The sequence below is a fragment of the Pseudomonas protegens genome, from assembly GCF_003732485.1.
GTDB lineage: Bacteria > Pseudomonadota > Gammaproteobacteria > Pseudomonadales > Pseudomonadaceae > Aquipseudomonas > Aquipseudomonas protegens_B.
Window position 1 is genome coordinate 6,609 of the sequence record NZ_MOAK01000027.1, and the last position, 4,754, is coordinate 11,362.

Annotated in this window: 5 protein-coding genes; 3 read left to right on the plus strand and 2 right to left on the minus strand. The window is 65.7% G+C overall.

Annotation, left to right across the window (positions count from 1 at the left end; translation table 11 throughout):
• Both BLX41_RS02570 and pdxR read right to left on the minus strand, forming a co-directional pair.
• Positions 1–1,189 (minus strand): YeeE/YedE family protein (locus tag BLX41_RS02570; RefSeq protein ID WP_148059679.1); only part of this gene is annotated, 1,189 nt, incomplete at its 3' end.
• 40 nt (positions 1,190–1,229) lie between these two features.
• The gene (pdxR, locus tag BLX41_RS02575; protein WP_123723644.1) at positions 1,230–2,780 is read right to left on the minus strand and encodes a MocR-like pyridoxine biosynthesis transcription factor PdxR; all 1,551 of its coding nucleotides are present in this window, start codon (positions 2,778–2,780) and stop codon (positions 1,230–1,232) included.
• A 104-nt stretch (positions 2,781–2,884) separates the two neighbouring features.
• Between pdxR and BLX41_RS02580 the strand changes: the two genes are divergently transcribed.
• The 3 genes from BLX41_RS02580 to BLX41_RS02590 are packed head-to-tail and all read left to right on the plus strand — an operon-like array spanning position 2,885 to position 4,688.
• Positions 2,885–3,508, plus strand: a complete 624-nt coding sequence (locus tag BLX41_RS02580) for an FMN-binding negative transcriptional regulator (protein WP_123723645.1) — start codon at positions 2,885–2,887, stop codon at positions 3,506–3,508.
• 42 nt (positions 3,509–3,550) lie between these two features.
• Entirely contained in the window at positions 3,551–3,997 is a 447-nt protein-coding gene (locus tag BLX41_RS02585; RefSeq protein ID WP_123723646.1) for a GNAT family N-acetyltransferase, read from the plus strand.
• A 19-nt stretch (positions 3,998–4,016) separates the two neighbouring features.
• The gene (locus BLX41_RS02590) at positions 4,017–4,688 is read left to right on the plus strand and encodes a GNAT family N-acetyltransferase (RefSeq protein WP_123723647.1); all 672 of its coding nucleotides are present in this window, start codon (positions 4,017–4,019) and stop codon (positions 4,686–4,688) included.
• Positions 4,689–4,754 lie beyond the last annotated feature (66 nt).

The window sequence follows — 4,754 nt, forward strand, 5'->3', positions numbered from 1 at the left end:
GGATGCGCTCTTCGGCGAAGAACCACGGCCGCAGGCGCACGCCGACACCGTTGCCGATAAAGGCCGCCACCAGCCACAGCCAGCCATGCAGGCTGCCGGAGGCGATGCCGCTGAAGTAGGCGCCGATGTTGCAGCCGTAGGCCAGGCGCGAACCGTAGCCCAGCAGCAGCCCGCCAATCACTGCTGCCACCAGGGAGCGGGTGGGGATCTTCAGGCTCGGGGCGAAGCGCCCCGCCAGTCCCGCTGCCAGCAAGGCCCCCAGGACGATGCCGATGTCCATCACGCTGGTGATGTCCTGCCACACCGGGGCGGCCAGGGCCTTGGCGTTCGCCGCGCCTTGCCAGAACACCCAACTGCTCACGTCTACACCGAGTCCGCTGGCGACTTTCGCGCCCCACAGGGCAAAGGCCGAGGTGATGCCCCATGGCCGCCCCGCCAGGGCCAGGGTGGCGAAGTTGAGCAACGCCAGGGCCACCGCGCCCCAGACCAGCGGCCAGGGACCGCGCAACAGTCGACGCCAGCCCTGGTGCTGGCTGGTCAGCGGCGCTTCAAGGCTGCCGTAGCGGCGTTTTTCCAGGGTCTGGGTAAGCAAGGCGATCAGCGCGAACAGGCACAGGCTCAAGCCCAGGGCCGGGCCGACGCCGAAGCTCTGGACGATGGAGATCGGTGGCAGCGACGGCAAGGCAAACCACCAGTCCACATGATGGGTGGCAATCAGCGAGCCGCAGATAAAGAACGCCAGGGTCACCAGCATCCGCGCATTGCCGCCGCCGACGGTGAACAGGGTGCCCGACGCGCAGCCGCCCCCCAGTTGCATGCCGATGCCGAAAATGAAGGCACCGAAGATCACCGAAACCCCGGCCGGCGCCACCAGCCCCACCACCGGCTGACCGAACAGGCTGCCCGCCCCCAGCGCCGGGAAAAACAGCAGCACCGCCAGGGCCAGCATGACCATCTGTGCCCGCAGGCCGGCACCGCGCCGATCGCGGATGAACACCCGCCAGGCCGAGGTGAAACCGAAGGCGGCGTGGTACAGGGTCAACCCCAGGGCGGCGCCCAGCAGCAACAGCAGCACCTGTCGCGCCCCCACCTGGGTCTGCAGGAACAGGGCTCCGCCCACCAGGAGCAATAGGGCGAACAGGGGGGCGCCGAACGTGCGTTGCGGTGCCGCGGGGAGGGTCTGGCTCATGAGGCTTCTCGGGCAGGGAAATGGCCGCGAGTATACCCCGTCAGACCCGCCAGGCCTGACGCAGGCGGCCCAGGGCGGCCTGGATATCGGCCTCAGGCACCGCAGCGAAGCCCAGCACCAGCCCGGCCCGTTGGTCCTCGGGCAACCGGGTTTCCGGCAACCAGTAAGTGCTCAAGCCGTTGACCTCGACATCGACGCTGGCCGCCTGCGCCACCAGTTCCTGCTCCCGGGCCAGGCTGTCCACGCGCAATGTCAGGTGCAGCCCGGCTGCCACAGTGGGCAATGGCCCGACCCCTTCAATGGTCTGGGGCCAGCCGGCGAGCAAGGTGTTACGCCGACTCAGAGCGGCCCGGCGCATGCGCCGGATATGCCGCTGGAAATGCCCGGCCGCCATGAACTCGGCCATCACCGCCTGGGTGCTGACCTCGGAATGGCGCACGTCCACCGCCCGACGCTGGGCGAAGGCCTGTACCAGATTCGGCGGCAGCACCAGATAACCCAGGCGCAAGGCCGGGAACGCCACCTTGCCGAAGGTGCCGACGTAGATCACCCGCCCCTGCCGGTCCAGCGCAGCCAGGGGGGCCAGGGGCGCGCCGCTGTAGCGGTACTCGCCGTCGTAGTCGTCCTCGACGATCCAGCCTTGGCTACGCTCGGCCCAGGCCAGCAGTTCCAGGCGCCGGGCCAGGCTCATGATCACCCCGGTGGGGTACTGGTGGGACGGGGTGACATAGGCCAGGCGGCAGTTGTCCAGTTGCTCCAACTGACGACAGTCGATGCCTTCCTGATCCACCGCCACTCCCTGCAACTGTGCCCCCGCCACGGCGAAGGCGTGACCGGCAGCCCGATAGCCGGGGTTTTCCACAGCCACACTGTCGCCGGGCTCCACCAGCAACTGTGCACAAAGGCTGATGCCCTGTTGCGCGCCACTGGTGATCACAATTTGTTCAGCGCCGCATTGCAGCCCACGGGCACTGCGCAGGTAAGCGGCGATCAGGCTGCGCAGCCGCGAATCGCCAGCGGAATCGCCGTAGCACAGCTGACGCAGGTCCGGCCTGCGCCAGAAAGCCGCATTCAGCTTGGCCCAGACCTCGAACGGGAACAGATCGAAAGCCGGCACGCCGACCCGAAATGCCCGCGGCGGACCACTGGGCGGCGTGCTCAGATGGTGCTTTTGCAGGCGCTGCAAACCACTGCTGTGGATAACTTTACTGGATGTAATTCCAGGTAAATCCACCGATTTTGTGGATAACCCTGTGGGTAAGCCTGTTGAAAACCCTGTGGATACTTTTGTGGATAATTTTTTGACCGGGAGCCGGGTTTCCGGCAATTGGGCCACATAGGTGCCATCGCCGACCCGGCCTTCGATAAAGCCCTCGGCATACAGCTGGTCATAGGCCCGCACCACGCTGTTGCGGGAAATCCCCAATGCCGCCGCCAGATCACGGCTGGCCGGCAAGCGCGTGCCGCTGGTCAGGCGCCCGTCCAGCACCCGCACGCGCAGGGCCTGGTACAGCTGGCGGCTGAGGCCCTGGCGACGATCCAGTTCGATACCGGCAGGGTTGAAAGACAGCGGAGGCAAAGCACTGTTCATCAGGGTGTACCCAGGGAATTGGACCTATGAAATAGACCAGAGATGGCTCTTACAACGAACCATTAGCCTGCCTAGGATGCAGCCACTCGCCAAGGATTTTTTCCATGTACCTACCTCGCGCTTTCGCCGATGAAGACCTCTCCCGCCTGCAGGGCGTGATCCAACACAGCCGTCTGGCGACTCTGGTGACCTGGGGCGCCCTGGGCCTGCAGGCTAGCCACGTGCCACTGCTGCTGGACCCCGAACAGGGGGCCAATGGCACCCTCTACGGGCACTTGGCCAAGGCCAATCCGCAGTGCGCCGAGCTGGCCAGCGGCGCCGAGGCCCTGGTGATTTTCACCGGCGAAGACGCCTACGTCAGCCCGTCGTTCTATCCGAGCAAGGCCGAACACGGCAAAGTGGTGCCCACTTGGAACTACGTGTCGGTGCACGCCTATGGCCAGCCGGAGGTCTTCACCGACCCGCAGCGGCTGCTGCAGGTGGTGGAGGGCCTGACCGAGCGTCACGAAACCGGCCGGCCCCAGCCGTGGAAAGTGGCTGACGCCCCGGCCGACTACCTCGACAGCATGCTGCGGGCGATTGTCGGTTTTGCCCTGCCGATCCAGCGCCTGGAAGGCAAGCGCAAGCTCAGCCAGAACCGCAATGTCGAAGATATTGCCGGGGTACGCGAAGGCCTGGCGGCCAGCGCCGACCTGCGCGACCAGCAACTGTCCCGGCTGATGGGTTAGGCGTACAGAACATTATTGGTACAGAACAACAAAGGAGCCTTCATGAGCCAGATCCAGATCCGCCCCGTCACCGCTGCCGACCATGCCGCCTGGCTGCCGTTATGGCAGGCCTACCTGAGCTTCTACGAAACCGAACTGGCGGACGCCGTGACCCAGAGCACCTGGCAGCGCTTCCTCGATGCCCGCGAGCCGACCCACGCGGCCCTGGCCTGGGACGGCGAGCGCGCCGTGGGCCTGGTGCATTTCATCTACCACCGCTCCAACTGGAGCATCGAGAATTCCTGCTACCTGCAGGACCTGCTGGTGACCCCGGACCAGCGCGGCACCGGCGTCGGCCGCCAGCTGATCGAGTTCGTCTACGCCCAGGCGAAACAGGACGGCTGCGCCAAGGTGCACTGGCTGACCCACGAAACCAATGCCACGGCCATCCAGCTGTATGAGCGCATTGCCGAGCGTCCCGGCTTCATCCAGTTCCGCAAACCCCTCTGAACCCGCAAGGAGCCACTGCATGTCGATTTCTCTCGCCGACTGGAAAGGCGTTCCCGCCCCTTCGGCCACACTGCTTGAAGGACGCTTCATTCGTTTGGAAAGGCTCGACCCGGCGCGCCATGGCGACGATCTGTTCCAGGTGCTGCAAGGCCCCGGCGCCGACCCCGTGCTGTGGAACTACCTGCCTTATGGCCCCTTCCCCGAGCGTGCGACGTTCGATGCCTGGCTCGCTAACCACGCCGTCGCCAGCGACCCGTACTTCTTTACCGTGATCGACCGCGCCAGCGGCCAGGCCCAGGGCCTCATCAGCCTGATGTCCATCGTCCCGGCCCAGGGGCGTATCGAGATCGGCCATGTGACCTTCGGTGCACCGATGCAACGTTCGCCAAAGAGCACTGAAGCGGTGTACCTGCTGGCCAAGGAAGCCTTCGCCCTGGGTTACCGGCGCCTGGAATGGAAGTGCAACAACGCCAATGCCCGCTCGCGCTACGCCGCGGAACGTTTGGGTTTCAGCTTCGAGGGTGTGTTTCGCCAGCACATGGTGGCCAAGGGGCAGAACCGCGATACCGCGTGGTTCTCGATCCTGGATGGCGAATGGCCGGTGATTGCCAAGGGTTTCGAGCAATGGCTCAGCGATGAGAACCAGAGCGGCTCGGGGCAGCTCAAGTCGCTGGCGGAGTGTCGCGGGTAAGCGGGATTTTCGCCGGCAAGCCGGCTCCTACAGGCCTGTGTAGGAGCCGGCTTGCCGGCGAAGGAC

Coding starts and splice junctions, on each gene's coding strand:
- pdxR (WP_123723644.1), bottom strand. CDS start 2,780: ATGAACAGTGCTTTGCCTCCGCTGTCTTTCAACCCTGCCGGTATCGAA.
- BLX41_RS02580 (WP_123723645.1), top strand. CDS start 2,885: ATGTACCTACCTCGCGCTTTCGCCGATGAAGACCTCTCCCGCCTGCAG.
- BLX41_RS02585 (WP_123723646.1), top strand. CDS start 3,551: ATGAGCCAGATCCAGATCCGCCCCGTCACCGCTGCCGACCATGCCGCC.
- BLX41_RS02590 (WP_123723647.1), top strand. CDS start 4,017: ATGTCGATTTCTCTCGCCGACTGGAAAGGCGTTCCCGCCCCTTCGGCC.